The following is a 13,144-nucleotide window of genomic DNA, read 5'->3' as shown; positions in this document are numbered from 1 at the left end:
CGGTAGGTCGCAGCCCACCGCCTGACCGTAGAGAACTCCAGGCCATGGCGCCGAGCAACGGCCTTGACCGATGTGGAAGTGCTGCAGGCCTCTTTGGCAACCTGCAATTTGAAACAAACCTCATATCTATTCATGTAACCCTCGGGGTCGGATCAGGTGTCCAACTCCCGGGGGTCACTTCATGGAAGGGTTTACGGCGTGTCCTGCCTGCCCACCCCGGCCCGCCTCCCTCGATGTAACGAAACGCCGACAGACCGCTGTTGCTGTTGCTGTTGCCCTGGCTCAAAAGCCTGCCGCAGGCAGCGCCGCAGCCGCCGCTGCAAGGAACCCTGAATACGCAAAGCGCGTGACCCTCAAATCTCCCCGCCCCCTGCCGATAACCGTTCTGTCACGGCCTGTCGCGCCCTGACCGGTACTGGCGCCGCCCGCCCGTCTCGACCTGGTCCGCTTCATGAACCTCCTGCATCGCTGGCAACACTACTTCAGCAACCTCTCCGTCCGGCGCAAGCTCAACCTGCTGACGCTGCTCATCGCGATCGGCGTGATCGCGCTGTCGGTGATCGCCGCCCGCATGCAGTACCTTGACCTGACCAAGACCCGCAAGGACGCCCTGAAGACCCAGGTCGAACTCACCTACGGCGTCCTCGACCACTACAAGCGCCTGGCCGCCAGCGGCGAACTCAGCGAAGACGCCGCCAAGGCCTCCGCCCTGCAGGCGCTGGAAGTGATGCGCGCCAACAACGATGCCGATTACTACAACGTGCTGGACACCCAGTACCGCGTGCTGATGCACCCCTTCGCGCCCAAGCGCGTCGGCACCGTGCAGAAGGATTACACCTCCGATGACGGCGTGCCGATCTACTACCTGCAGGTCGGCATGGCACGCATCGGCGGCGGCTTCACCTATTACAGGACCGGCAAGCCCGGCAGCGAGGGCCTGATCGACAAGGTCACCTACGCCGGCATGTACGCACCGTGGCAGTGGGTGGTCACCACCGGCGTCTACATGGACGACGTGCAGCATGAAGCCTGGGCCTTCACCGGCGTGATGACCCTGGCCGGCGGTGCGCTGGTGCTGATCGTGCTGGGCCTGAGCTGGATCATCGGCAACCGCATCGCCGGCCCGCTGAAGCAGGCCACCGCCGTTGCCGAGGGCATCGCCAAGGGCAAGCTCGACAGCCACATCGGCCCGCAGCCGCATGACGAAACCGGTCGCCTGCTGGACGCCATGTCGGGCATGCAGCAGCAGCTGCATGCGGTCATCAGCGGCCAGCGTGAAATGGCCCGCCGCCACGATGCTGGTGAACTGAGCTACCGCATCGATGCCAGCGCCTTCCCCGGCGAGTACGGCCTGATGGTGCAGGAAACCAACACTCTGGTCGGCAGCCACGTGCAGACCCTGCACGACGTGCTGGACGTGGTGAAGCAGTACGCCGTCGGCGACCTCAGCCGCGACGTCGCCCGCTACCCGGGCGAGAAGGCTGCCATGACCACCGCCGTGGATACGGTCAAGGCCAACCTCGGCCGCATCAATACCGAGATCAAGCAGCTGGCCAGCGCCGCTGCCGCCGGCGATTTCAGCCGCCGCGGCGACGCGCAGCGCTTCGATCACGATTTCCGCCTGATGCTGGAAAACCTCAACGCGATGATGGCGGTCAGCGATGACAACCTCGGCAAGCTCTCGCAGCTGCTGTCGGCCATCGCCGAAGGCGACCTGACCACGCGCATGCAGGGCGACTACCAGGGCGTGTTCGCGCGCATGCGTGACGATGCCAACAGCACCGTCAGCCAGCTGACCCAGATCGTCGGCCAGATCCAGGCCAGCGCCTCCAGCATCACCCTGGCAGCCGGCGAGATCGCCTCGGGCAACAGCGACCTGTCGCGCCGCACCGAACAGCAGGCGGCCAACCTGGAAGAAACCGCGGCCTCGATGGAAGAGCTGACCTCGACCGTCCGCCAGAACGCCGAGCACGCCCGCCAGGCCAACCAGCTGGCCATCGGCGCACAGGGCGTGGCGTCGCAGGGCGGCAGCGTGGTCAACCAGGTGGTCACCACCATGTCGGCCATCGAAGCCTCGTCCAAGAAGATCGCCGAGATCATCAGCGTCATCGACGGCATCGCCTTCCAGACCAACATCCTGGCGCTGAATGCCGCCGTGGAAGCCGCGCGTGCCGGAGAGCAGGGCCGTGGTTTCGCCGTGGTTGCCAGCGAAGTACGCACCCTCGCCCAGCGCTCCGCGGCTGCCGCGAAGGAAATCAAGGGCCTGATCGACGACTCGGTCGGAAAGGTCGCCGAAGGCTCCAGCCTGGTGCACCAGGCGGGCAGCACCATGGGTGAGATCGTCGCCTCGGTGCAGCGCGTCACCGACATCATGGCCGAGATCTCCGCCGCCTCGCAGGAACAGAGCGCGGGCATCGAGCAGGTCAACCAGACCGTGGTGCAGATGGACGAAACCACCCAGCAGAACGCTGCGCTGGTGGAGGAAGCCACCGCTGCCGCGCGTGCGATGGAAGACCAGGCCGCGCAGCTGGCCGACGCCGTGGCAATCTTCCGCCTCGACAACCAGGTGGCTGCCGCGGTGAAGGCCGTCACCGCCCGCATCGAGCCGGCACCCGCCGTGGCCGCGCGCCGTGCGCAGCCGGTGGCGTCGCCGGCCCCGGCCCGGCGCCCCGGTTCCAGCCCGTCCTCCAGCTCCAGCTTCGTCGCCCCCAGCGACGGCGACTGGCAGGAATTCTGATCCCGGTGGCGGCTGCGGCCGCCACCCTCGCCGATGGACACGTCCCCCGTGCAAAGTCCTACTCCCATCGTCACCGGCCCCCGCGAATTCGAGTTCGCCGACCGTGATTTCCGCCGTGTCTGCGACCTGATCTACCAGCGCGTGGGCATCGCCCTTGCGCCGGCAAAGCGCGACATGGTGTACGGCCGCCTGTCGCGCCGCCTGCGCACGCTGGGCATGCGCAGTTTCCAGCAGTACCTGGACCATCTGGAGCAGGACGGTGGTGATGAGTGGCAGGCGTTCACCAACGCGCTGACCACCAACCTCACCTCGTTCTTCCGCGAGCCGCACCATTTCGACAAGCTGCGCGAGGAACTGCAGCAGCGCTCCACCCGCAGCCCGCTGCTGCTGTGGTCGTGCGCCGCCTCCACCGGTGAGGAGCCCTACTCCATGGCCATCACGGCCTGCGAGGCGTTCGGCACCCTGAAGCCACCGGTGCGCATCGTCGCCACCGACGTGGATACCCAGGTGCTGGCCACCGCCAGCCGCGGGGTCTACAACATCGACCGCGTCACCAACCTCGACCCGGATCTGCGCCGTCGCTACTTCCAGCGGGGCAGCGGCCCCAACGAAGGCCAGTGCCGGGTGCTGCCCGCGCTGCGCGAGCTGATCGACTTCCGCCCGCTCAACCTGCTGGCCCCGCGCTACGACGTCGGCGGCCCGTTCGACGCGCTGTTCTGCCGCAACGTCATGATCTACTTCGACAAGCCGACCCAGCGCGCCATCCTCGGCCGCCTGGTGCAGCACCTCAACGAAGACGGCCTGCTCTACACCGGCCATTCGGAGAACTACCTGCACGCGGCCGACCTGATCCAGCCCTGCGGCCGTACCCTGTACCGCCGCGCACAGGGGGCCGGCGCGTGAATGCCTCGCTGCGTACCGATGATGTGATGCGCTACCAGGACGCGCGCTTCAAGACTGTCGCCGCCAAGCTGCTGCCGACCCAGTACCTGGTGGTCGATGACACCACCGCGCTGACCACCACGCTCGGCTCCTGCGTGGCGGCCTGCCTGCGCGACCCGGTGCTGAAGATCGGCGGCATGAACCACTTCCTGCTGCCCGAAGGCAACGCCGGCGACGGCGCACCTGCGCGCTATGGCAGCTATGCCATGGAACTGCTGATCAACGACATGCTCAAGCGCGGTGCACACCGCAAGCGCATCGAAGCAAAGGTGTTCGGCGGCGCCAACGTGCTCAAGGGTTTCACCAGCAATCCGGTGGGCACCCGCAACGCCGAGTTCGTGCGCCAGTACCTGCAGGCCGAGCACATCCCGATCATCGCCGAGGACCTGTGCGGCATCCACCCGCGCAAGATCTGGTTCTTCGCCGATACCGGCCGCGTGGTGGTGCAGCGCCTGCCGCATGCGCACGAAGCCGAAGTGGCCGCGACCGAATCGGCCGTGCGTGCACGCCTGTCCAAGGCCCCGGTCACCGGTGGCGTGGAGCTGTTCGAATGACCCTGCCCGGCAACGCCCCCTGCCGGGTCCTGATCGTCGACGACTCCGCCGTTGTACGGCAGATGCTCACCGAGATCCTGTCCAGCGACCCGGGCATCGATGTGGTCGGCACCGCCGCCGACCCGCTGCTGGCGCGCGAGAAGATCAAGCGCCTGGCGCCGGACGTGATCACCCTGGACGTGGAAATGCCGCGCATGGACGGCCTCGCGTTCCTGGAAAACCTGATGCGCCTGCATCCGCTGCCGGTGGTGATGATTTCCTCGCTGACCGAGCGCGGTGCCGACACCACCCTGCAGGCGCTGGCACTGGGCGCGGTCGACTTCGTCTCCAAGCCGAAGCTCGACGTGGCGCGCGGGCTGCAGGGCTACGCCGATGAAATCATCGCCAAGGTGAAGATGGCCGCGCGCTCGCGCGTGCGCCCGCTGATGCGCGCCGCCACGCCCAAGCTCATCCTGGATACCGCGCCTGCGGTACGCCCGGCGGCGCCGCAGTTCCGCACCACCGACCGGCTGATTGCCATCGGCTCGTCGGCGGGCGGCACCGAAGCGCTGCGCGTGGTGCTGGAAGGCCTGCCTGCCGATGCCCCGGCCGTGGTGATGACCCAGCACCTGCCGGCCAGCTTCAGCACGGCCTTCGCCGAACGCCTGGACCGCCACTCGGCCATGGCGGTACGCGAAGCCAGCGATGGCGAAGCCGTGCTGCCCGGCCATGCCTACCTGCCCCCGGGCGGCAAGCACCTGCGCATCATCCGCGACGGTGCGCGCTGGCGTTGCCGCGTTGACGACGGCCCGGCGGTGAACCGGCACAAGCCGGCGGTGGACGTGCTGTTCCGCTCGGTGGCGCAGGCCGCCGGCGGCAATGCCATCGGCGCCATCCTCACCGGCATGGGTGACGACGGCGCACGCGGCCTGCTGGAGATGCGCCAGGCCGGTGCACCGACCCTGGTGCAGGACGAAGCCACCAGCGTGGTCTGGGGCATGCCCGGTTCGGCGTTCAAGCTGGGTGCCGCCGAAGAGCAGGTGCCGCTGGAGCGGATCGCCGAGCGGCTGCTCGCCCTCGCCCGCGGCTGATTGCATCGTGGTTTGCCGGCCAGCGGCCGGCACTACCACTTGGTCTGGAACAATGGGTAGTGCCGGCCGCTGGCCGGCACCCACAGCGCCTCACGCGCCCCAATACAACCGCATCGGGTTGTCCACCAGCAGCTTCTGCTGCAGCTCCAGCGTCGGCGCGATGTGGGGAATCACATCCACCAGGTGCCCATCATCAGGCATGTGGTCCTTCATGTTCGGGTGCGGCCAGTCCGTGCCCCACAGCACGCGATCCGGGAAGCGTTCCACCAGGTGCCGCGCGAACGGCACCACGTCGGCGTACCCCGGCGGCCCCACCCGCGACAGCCGCTCCGGGCAGCTGACCTTGCTCCACACATTTCCGTGCTCGGCCATCAGCTGCACGAAACGCTGGAATTCCGGCCCGTCCACCGGCTGGCTCACGTCCGGCCGGCCCATATGGTCGACCACCACCGTGGTCGGCAGCGAGGTGAAGAAGTTCCAGCGCTCGGCCAGGTCGGCCGCTTCGAAGTACACCACCACGTGCCAGCCCAGCGGCGCAATGCGGTCGATGATGGCGTGGTAGTAGGCATCCGGCTTGGGATCGACCAGCCGGCGCACGAAATTGAAACGCACACCACGCACGCCCGCTGCATGCAGCTGCTGCAGCTCCTCGTCGCTGACCGTATCGCGCACTGTGGCCACGCCACGGGCCAGGCCACCGCTGGCCTGCAGCGCGTCGACCAGGGCACGGTTGTCCGCACCGTGGCACGTCGCCTGCACGATCACGTTGCGGCTGAACCCGAGATGGTCGCGCAGCGCGAACAGCTGCGCCTTGCCCGCGTCGCAGGGCGTGTACTTGCGCTCGGGTGCATACGGGAACACACCGCCCGGACCGAACACATGGCAGTGCGCGTCCACCGCGCCCGGCGGCGGCACGAACGTCGGGCGGCTGGGGTTCGCGCAGTAGTCCAGCCAGTCGGCATCCTTCTGGAACGCGACCATCACAGCCCCCTCGCCTTCAGCTGTGCATCCAGCCGCGGGTAGACCCGCCGCGCATTGCCTTCGAATACCTTGCAGCGGTCGCCCTCGGACAATGCCAGCGCATCCACGTAGCGACGGGTGTCATCGAAGAAGTGGCCGGTCTGCGGATCGATGCCACGCACCGCGCCCACCATCTCCGAACCGAACAGGATGTTGTCGATGTCGATCACCTCGAACAGCAGGTCGATGCCGGGCTGGTGGTACACGCAGGTATCGAAGTAGACGTTCTTCATCACATGCTCGGCCAGCGGCGGCTTGCCCAGCATGTCCGCCAGGCCCCGGAAGCGCCCCCAATGGTAAGGCACCGCGCCACCGCCATGCGGGATGATGAAGCGCAGCTCGGGGAAGTCACGGAACAGATCGCCCTGCAGGAACTGCATGAAGGCGGTGGTATCGGCGTTCAGGTAGTGCGCGCCGGTCGCATGGAAATTGGCATTGCAGCTGCCCGACACGTGCACCATGGCCGGCACGTCCAGTTCCACCATCTTCTCGAAGAACGGGTACCAGGAACGATCGGTCAATGGCAGGCCATCCCAGTGGCCGCCGGACGGATCGGGGTTGAGGTTGCAGCCGACGAAACCAAGCTCGTTCACGCAGCGCTCCAGCTCAGCCACCGAGTGCGCGATCGGCACGCCCGGCGACTGCGGCAGCTGGCAGACGCCGATGAACTGATCCGGGTACAGCTGAACCACCCGCGCGATCAGGTCGTTGCAGCGGCGCGTCCATTCAGCGCTGACCTGCTCATCGCCGATGTGGTGGGCCATGGTGCTGGCGCGCGGCGAGAAGATGGTCATGTCCGCACCGCGCTCGCGCAGCAGGCGCAGCTGGTTGGCCTCCACGCTGTCGCGAAGTTCATCGTCGCTGATCGTGGGATAGACCGCCGCCGGCAGCGAGCGGTCGTTGAAGTGGGCCACCTGCGCCTTGCGGAACGCATCGTGGCCGGCGGGGGCCGTGGTGTAGTGGCCGTGGCAGTCGATGATCATGGGGGATCTCCTGGGGCGATGGATCACCAGCCGAACAGCTGGGCGAAGTGCACATCCACGCGCAGGCCGACAATCAGCGCGTCGGGGATGTTGGTGGTGCGCGTGGGCGCGTAGATCGGGTCGGGGTTGATGACGTACTGCAGGTTCGGCATCAGGCGGATGCCCTTCTTCACCGCCCAGCCGTAGCTGAGCTCGGTGATGATCTCGTCGGCATGCGGCGCACCGGTACCGCCGTAGCGGCTGCGGCGGTCACGCAGGAAGCCGATCTGTTCGTCGCTGAAATGCGTGTTGGAGACGAACATGGCCAGGGTGTCCTGGTCACGACCGGCGAAGGTGCCGGTCTTGACGAAGCCCGCCGACACGAAATGATCGACCGGCGCCTCGTTGCCGGTGTTGACGTAGACCCGGCCGAACACGGCCAGGTTGCGCTTGCCTTCACCGCGCCACACCGTCTGGTCGGCCATCGCGTACCAGCCCATGCGCGCACCGTCCTGCACGGCCGTCGGCTTGCCGGTCAGCGCCGCCGAGTTGCCGTTGGCATCGAAGTACGAACTCTTGCCACCATCACTGTTGCGGTACATGCCGACGCGGTAGGTCCGCGGCAGGCGGTCGTTGGCGAAGGAGGTCTGGTAGCCCACTTCGTAGGCGCTGATCGTGCCGGTGCCCTCGCCCACCGAGAAGTCCAGGCCGTTCTTGCCCGCCTTGTTCAGCTCGTTGTTGTAGTCGAACACGCCCGCCTGCGCATACCAGCGGTCGTCCACGTCGTAGCGCACGATGCCTGCCCAGGACGAGTTCGGGTAGGCGGTGATGCCCAGGTCGGTGATCGCACCATAGGGCGTCAGGCACATCGCATTGCTCATGAACACGCAGTTGAGCGGCGAGTTGTTGAAGTAGCTGTTCACCGGCGCACGGCCGGCGGTGATGCTCAGGCCATTGTCGAAACGGTGACGAAGGGTCAGTCGGGTCAGGCGGCCGCCGGCCACCGGTCGCCAGGTCTGCTGCGCGCTGATCGAGTTGCCGATCTTCTCGCGCGCCAGGTTGCGCCCGGCGAACCAGGCCCACTGTGCATCCACCTCGGTGCCGTGCACGCCGAACAGCTTGTCCAGGTCGAACTTCGACTGGGCCATCACCCAGTACGAACCTTCGGTGCCCTGTTCGACACCGCCCACCGGGTTGTGGGCCACGTTGCCGACCAGGTCCAGGGTCAGGTCGATGCCCTCGGGGATGCTGCGCTCAGCGGCGAAAGCAGGCGTTGCCAGAACGCTGGCAAGCAGCAGGTACAGCGGGGTACGCAGGAACTGCGACATGTTCTCTCCCTTCCCGGCGCCACCGGCGCCAGGGTGATGCATTCAATGGAGGCCACCGCAGTGGCCGTCAGGACTCAGGCCATTGCCTCAGGCGGGCTGCACGCCGAGCAGGCGCTGGCGGGTTCGGCGGGTGCCGATCTGCGCGGCCATGGTCTTCTCATCCAGCTTGCCTTCCCACTTGGCGATCACCAGCACGGCAATGGCATTGCCGATCAGGTTCACGAAGGTCAGGCCTTCGGCCAGGATGCGGTGGATGCCCAGAATCAGCGCGATGCTGGCCACCGGAATGGTGCCGGTGGTGCCGAGGGTCGCGGCCAATACCACGAATGCCGCACCGGCCACGCCCGCAGCACCCTTGGAAGTGAGCAGCAGCACAGCGATCAGGCCCAGCTGGTGCCACACGGTCAGCTCGGTATTGGTGGCCTGGGCCAGGAAGATCGCCACCGTGGTCAGGTACAGGCAGGTGCCATCCAGGTTGAACGAGTAGCCGGCGGGAATCACGAAGCCGACGACGCCCTCTTCGCAGCCCAGCTTCTTCATCTTCTCGATCAGGCGCGGCAGCACCGTTTCTGTGGAAGTGGTGGCCGCAACGATGATGATCTCGTCGCGCAGGTAGCCCAGCAGGCGCCAAAGGCTGGCACCGGTCCACCAGCACACGGTGCCCAGCACCAGCACGGTGAACAGCCCGCAGACCACAAAGAACTCGACGATCAACTCGCCCAGCGACAGCAGCGAGGCGGCACCGAACTGGCCCACGGTGAAGGCGATGGCACCAAACGCACCAATCGGCGCCACGTACATGATGTAGCCGATGATCTTGAACAGCGCACCGGAGGCGCTCTCGATGACGTCCATCACCGGCTTGCCGCGCTCGCCAACGGCGGCCAGGGCCACGCCGAACAGCACGGCCACGAACAGCACCTGCAGCACGTGCGCCTCGGTGAAGGCACTGACCAGGGTGTTGGGGATGATGGCCATGATGTAGGCCACGATCGACTGGTCATGGGCGGTGTGCACATAGCCCTGGATGCTGGCCATGTCGATGGTCGCCGCGTCGATGTTCATGCCGGCGCCGGGCTTCCACAGGTCCACCGCCACCAGGCCGACGATCAACGCGAGGATGGTGATCACCTCGAAGTAGATCAGCGATTTCAGCGCCAGCCGACCCACGCTGCGCATGTCACGCATGCCGGCGATGCCGTGCACCACGGTGACGAAGATGATCGGTCCGATCATCATCCGGATCAGCTTGATGAAGCCATCACCCAGCGGCTTCATCGCCGAACCCAGGTCCGGCTGCAGCCAGCCCAGCAATACGCCGATCACGGTGCCGGCCAGCACCTGGAACCACAACTGGCCAAAGATTCCAAAGCGGCCCGGCCGCTTCCCTACCACGGTCATAACAACCCTCCCAGGTCGCAGAGAATAGAAAGGCGCTGCCTGTTCAGTCGAACAGTGCGCCGTCGAACAGCTTCCGTGCGGTGCGCAGCATGGCCGCGCGGGCCACCTGGCCGTCCTCGTCCAGTTCAATCACGCAGGTCGTGGCCCCGCTGGGGTGCTCCACCGCCAGGGTCTGTACCTGCCCGCCCGGCAACCGGGCCAGTGCATGGGCCGGCGAGGCCGGCAGCAGGCAGGCCGTGGCCACCGTCACCGCACCCAGCACGCCGATGGAGGCATGGCAGCGGTGCGGGATGAACGAGCGCACGCAGATCGCGCCGCCGTCGGCAGGTGCGGCCACCAGCATCATCTTGGGCACCGACTTCTCCGCCACATCGCCCAGGTTCATCTTCGGCCCCGCCTGCAGGCGGATCGCCTCCAGGTGGACCTTCAAGGCCTCGTCCGCGTCCAGCGTGGCGCGGTCCTCGTAGCCGCTGATGCCCAGGTCGGACGCGCACATCACCACGCAGGGCATGCCGTTGTCGATCAGGGTGGCCTGCACACCGTCAATCACGTCCACCACGTTGCCGGTCGGCAGCAGCGCGCCGCAGCTGGAACCCGCGGTGTCCTCGAAGGCCAGTGGCAGCGGTGCGGCGGTACCCGCTACGCCGTCGATGCGCGCGTCACCGGCATAGCTCACCACACCGTCTGGTGTCTGCACGCTGGCCGTTGCCAGGGTGCCGGTGTTGGCCATGAAGATGCGCACCTCGGTCACGCCATCGCGCGCCGCCACCAGGCCGCGCTCGATCGCGAACGGACCCACGCCGGCCAGCATGTTGCCGCAGTTCTGCGCGTCACTCACCAGCGCCTGGTCGACGAAGACCTGCAGGAACAGGTAATCCACGTCGGCATCCTCGCGCTGCGAGGGCGAAACCACGGCGACCTTGGAGGACAGCGGGTCGCCGCCGCCCATGCCGTCAATCTGGCGCACGTCCGGCGAACCATAGGCACGCAGCAGGAAGGCATCACGCGCGGCGGCATCGGCCGGCAGGTCCTGGGCGAGGAAGAACCCGCCCTTGGACGTGCCGCCGCGCATCCACATCGCGCGCACGCCCTTATTCATAGCGCAGGCCCTTGGCGGCCAGGCGCTCACGCATGGCGTAGATGTCCAGGCCGAGTTCGCCACGGGCCAGACGCTCGCGCTTGTCGGCCTCGCGTGCTTCACGTGCCTGGGCTTCGGCGGCCACCCGCGCCGCATCGGCGCGCGGCACGATGCACACGCCGTCATCGTCGGCGATCACCACGTCACCCGCATTCACCAGAGCGCCACCGCAGACCAGCGGCACGTTCACCGAACCCAGGGTTTCCTTCACCGTGCCCTGCGCGTGCACCGCCCGGCTCCACACCGGGAAGCCCATCGCGGTCAGCTCGCGCACATCGCGCACGCCCGCATCGATGACCAGGCCACGGCAGCCACGGGCCTGCGCCGAGGTCGCCAGCAGGTCGCCGAAGTAGCCATCGGTGCAGTCGCTGGTCGGTGCCACCACCAGGATGTCGCCCTCGCCGAGCTGCTCGATGGCCACGTGCATCATCCAGTTGTCTCCCGGCGGCACTGACACAGTGACCGCACTGCCTGCGATGCGCACACCGCTGTAGATCGGCCGCAGCCGCGGGTGCAGCAGGCCGCTGCGCCCCTGGGCCTCATGCACGGTGGCCACGCCGGCCTCGGCCAGTGACTGGATCAGCGCCGGTTCGGCGCGCTCGATGCGGGTGATGACGCGGGACATCCATCCATCCTTCGTTGGCGATGGCGCAGTCTGTTCCGCCCCATGCAGACCCCTCAAGATCGTTTTTCGTCCCACCCATTCAATCTGGTTATAGTTGTGCCATGAATGGACTGCCCGAGCTGAACCTGAAACACCTGCACGCGATGGTGGCGGTGCACGCGCACGGCGGCATCAGCGCGGCCGCACCGCATCTCAACCTGTCCCAGCCCGCACTCACCCAGGCCATCGCACGGCTGGAGCGTCAGCTGGATGCGCCGCTGTTCGACCGCCAGCCCGGCGGCATGGTCGCCACCGAAGCGACGCGCCTGCTTGCACCGCGCATCGAACGCGCCCTCGCTTACCTCGCCCGTGGCGTACGCGCGGCCCGGCGTGCGGCGCGCCTGCCTGCACTGGCAACCATCGAACGGCGGCTGACACTCAGCCAGCTGCGCGCCCTCAACGCGGTGGACAGCGCGGGCAGCTTCACGCTCGCGGCAGTGCGCGCCGGGGTTTCGCAGCCGGCCATGCACCGCGCGGTGCGCGAACTGGAAGCGGTGATCGAGGTGCCCCTGCTGCAGCGGCGTGGCAAGGCCCTGCTGGCCACGCCCGCCGCCACCCGCCTGCTGCGCTGGGTCCGCCTGGCGCTTTCCGAGCTGGCCACCGGTCTGGACGAACTGGCCGCGACCCGCGATCAGCACGGCGGCCGCCTGGCCATTGGGGTGATGCCGCTGGCGCGCGCCTTGCTGCTGCCGCAGGCATTGGCCCGGTTCGCCCGGGCCTGGCCGGGCGCCACGGTGAACGTGGTGGAAGGCCCGTTCTCGGAGCTGCTGTCCGACCTGCGCGAAGGCAGCCTGGATCTGCTGGTCGGCGCCATGCGCGACCTCAGCGCGGTGCCCGACGTGGTGCAGGAAGGCCTGTTCGACGATGACCCGGTCATCGTCGGCCGCGCCGACCACCCTCTCGCCGCGCAGCTGCCATGGCGTTTCGAACAACTGCTGGACTATCCGTGGGTGATCCCGGCCACCGGCGCGCCGGTGCGTGCACGCTGGGAGCGGATGTTCCGCGACAACGGCCACGAGCCACCGGTGCTGCGCATCGAGTGCGGCTCGCTGGTGATCACCCGCGGCCTGCTGCTGGAGGATGACTGGCTGACCCTGATGTCACGCGACCAGTTCCTGATCGAACGCCAGGCCGGCCTGCTGGCCGAACTGGGCCTGGCCGGCCGCGCCCTGCGCCGCCGTATCGGCCTGACCACCCGCGCCGACTGGCACCCCACGCGACCGCAGCAGGCCTTCCTGCAGACCTTCCGCCAGGTCTGCGCCGAGCGCAGCAACGACGGCCCGGACGCCTGGCCCTTCCGCTATCGCTGAGCCCTGGTAGTGCCGGCC

Annotated in this window: 12 protein-coding genes; 5 read left to right on the top strand and 7 right to left on the bottom strand. The window is 67.6% G+C overall.

What is annotated here, in order from left to right; genetic code table 11:
- Nucleotides 1-134 (bottom strand): transposase (locus QMZ26_RS20615; RefSeq protein WP_283222517.1); only part of this gene is annotated, 134 nt, incomplete at its 3' end.
- 317 nt (nt 135-451) lie between these two features.
- Between QMZ26_RS20615 and QMZ26_RS20610 the strand changes: the two genes are divergently transcribed.
- The 4 genes from QMZ26_RS20610 to QMZ26_RS20595 are packed head-to-tail and all read left to right on the top strand — an operon-like array spanning nt 452 to nt 5,303.
- Nucleotides 452-2,737, top strand: coding sequence for a methyl-accepting chemotaxis protein (locus QMZ26_RS20610; RefSeq protein WP_283222516.1), 2,286 nt, complete (start codon nt 452-454; stop codon nt 2,735-2,737).
- 33 nt (nt 2,738-2,770) lie between these two features.
- The gene (locus QMZ26_RS20605; protein ID WP_108746633.1) at nt 2,771-3,640 is read left to right on the top strand and encodes a CheR family methyltransferase; all 870 of its coding nucleotides are present in this window, start codon (nt 2,771-2,773) and stop codon (nt 3,638-3,640) included.
- Nucleotides 3,637-4,233, top strand: coding sequence for a chemoreceptor glutamine deamidase CheD (gene cheD / locus QMZ26_RS20600; RefSeq protein WP_079221788.1), 597 nt, complete (start codon nt 3,637-3,639; stop codon nt 4,231-4,233). Before QMZ26_RS20605 ends, cheD begins: the two co-directional genes overlap by 4 nt.
- Entirely contained in the window at nt 4,230-5,303 is a 1,074-nt protein-coding gene (locus QMZ26_RS20595; protein ID WP_079221787.1) for a chemotaxis response regulator protein-glutamate methylesterase, read from the top strand. The genes cheD and QMZ26_RS20595 overlap by 4 nt, the downstream gene beginning before the upstream one ends.
- Nucleotides 5,304-5,393: 90 nt before the next feature.
- Here QMZ26_RS20595 and QMZ26_RS20590 read toward each other — a convergent pair whose 3' ends face one another.
- The 6 genes from QMZ26_RS20590 to QMZ26_RS20565 form a co-directional block, all read right to left on the bottom strand.
- A complete protein-coding gene (locus tag QMZ26_RS20590) occupies nt 5,394-6,284 on the bottom strand; it encodes an amidohydrolase family protein (protein ID WP_283222515.1) in 891 nt (296 codons plus the stop codon).
- Entirely contained in the window at nt 6,284-7,306 is a 1,023-nt protein-coding gene (locus QMZ26_RS20585) for an amidohydrolase family protein (protein WP_283222514.1), read from the bottom strand. Before QMZ26_RS20585 ends, QMZ26_RS20590 begins: the two co-directional genes overlap by 1 nt.
- 23 nt (nt 7,307-7,329) lie before the next feature.
- Nucleotides 7,330-8,613, bottom strand: a complete 1,284-nt coding sequence (locus tag QMZ26_RS20580) for a carbohydrate porin (RefSeq protein ID WP_283222513.1) — start codon at nt 8,611-8,613, stop codon at nt 7,330-7,332.
- Between the two features lie 87 nt (nt 8,614-8,700).
- Nucleotides 8,701-10,014: a C4-dicarboxylate transporter DctA gene (gene dctA / locus QMZ26_RS20575; RefSeq protein WP_079221783.1), complete on the bottom strand. Its 1,314-nt coding sequence runs from the start codon at nt 10,012-10,014 to the stop codon at nt 8,701-8,703.
- A 43-nt stretch (nt 10,015-10,057) separates the two neighbouring features.
- Nucleotides 10,058-11,113 carry a 4-oxalomesaconate tautomerase gene (locus QMZ26_RS20570; protein WP_283222512.1) on the bottom strand — a complete coding sequence of 352 codons (1,056 nt, stop codon included), beginning with the start codon at nt 11,111-11,113 and terminating at the stop codon, nt 10,058-10,060.
- Nucleotides 11,106-11,777 carry a 4-carboxy-4-hydroxy-2-oxoadipate aldolase/oxaloacetate decarboxylase gene (locus tag QMZ26_RS20565; RefSeq protein ID WP_079221781.1) on the bottom strand — a complete coding sequence of 224 codons (672 nt, stop codon included), beginning with the start codon at nt 11,775-11,777 and terminating at the stop codon, nt 11,106-11,108. Before QMZ26_RS20565 ends, QMZ26_RS20570 begins: the two co-directional genes overlap by 8 nt.
- Nucleotides 11,778-11,878: 101 nt before the next feature.
- Between QMZ26_RS20565 and QMZ26_RS20560 the strand changes: the two genes are divergently transcribed.
- The gene (locus tag QMZ26_RS20560; protein WP_345782703.1) at nt 11,879-13,126 is read left to right on the top strand and encodes a LysR substrate-binding domain-containing protein; all 1,248 of its coding nucleotides are present in this window, start codon (nt 11,879-11,881) and stop codon (nt 13,124-13,126) included.
- Nucleotides 13,127-13,144: the final 18 nt, after the last annotated feature.

The organism is Stenotrophomonas sp. PFBMAA-4, assembly GCF_030053215.1.
Taxonomy (GTDB): domain Bacteria; phylum Pseudomonadota; class Gammaproteobacteria; order Xanthomonadales; family Xanthomonadaceae; genus Stenotrophomonas.
This window is presented reverse-complemented; position numbering and strand designations above follow the sequence as displayed.